The organism is Gordonia caeni, from assembly GCF_039537105.1.
In the GTDB taxonomy this organism is placed as follows: Bacteria; Actinomycetota; Actinomycetes; order Mycobacteriales; family Mycobacteriaceae; genus Gordonia; species Gordonia caeni.
Genome location: NZ_BAAAZW010000047.1, coordinates 1 through 546, shown reverse-complemented (window position 1 = coordinate 546; position 546 = coordinate 1). Strand labels below are relative to the sequence as shown.

Here is a 546-nt window from a genome sequence, read left to right as displayed (position 1 = left end):
CTATCGACGTGTATTGACTCCCTCGGTCGGAGTGAAATGTCGCCCCGACGGGCATCTCGATGCGGGCCGCGGCCATATCGATGGCCGCGCACACCAAGCTCGCCGGATATCGTACGACCAGCGCCCAGCCGATCACGCTCTTGCTGAAGCAGTCGATAACCGTTGCCAGGAAAAGCGCACCCTCACCCGTATCGATCTGCGTGATATCACCGATCATCTTCTGGCCGGGCACCTCCGCGCTGAAGTCGCGTCGCACCAGGTCAGGGATCGGGGCCGCGTTCTTGTCCGCGATCGTCAGGCCACGGCGTCGCTTAACCTGCACCGGGACCAGGCCCATCTGGCGCATGAGCTTGCGAACGAGTTCGTCGTCCACCTCGACGCCGGCACGCCTGAGCTCCGCGTGGATACGGCGGTACCCGTAAGTCCGGCCGGATTCGGCGAACACGAAGTCAATCAAGAGCTTGAGGTCCTCGCGCCGTTGTTCGGTCGCCGACATCGGGCGCTTCTCCCAGTCGTAGTATCCGGATTTCGACACGCCGAGCAGAC

At 63.2% G+C, this 546-nt stretch carries 1 protein-coding gene; it reads right to left on the bottom strand.

What is annotated here, in order from left to right; all coding sequences use genetic code 11:
* Positions 1-546 (bottom strand): IS3 family transposase (locus ABD732_RS18645; protein WP_344786328.1); only part of this gene is annotated, 546 nt, incomplete at both ends.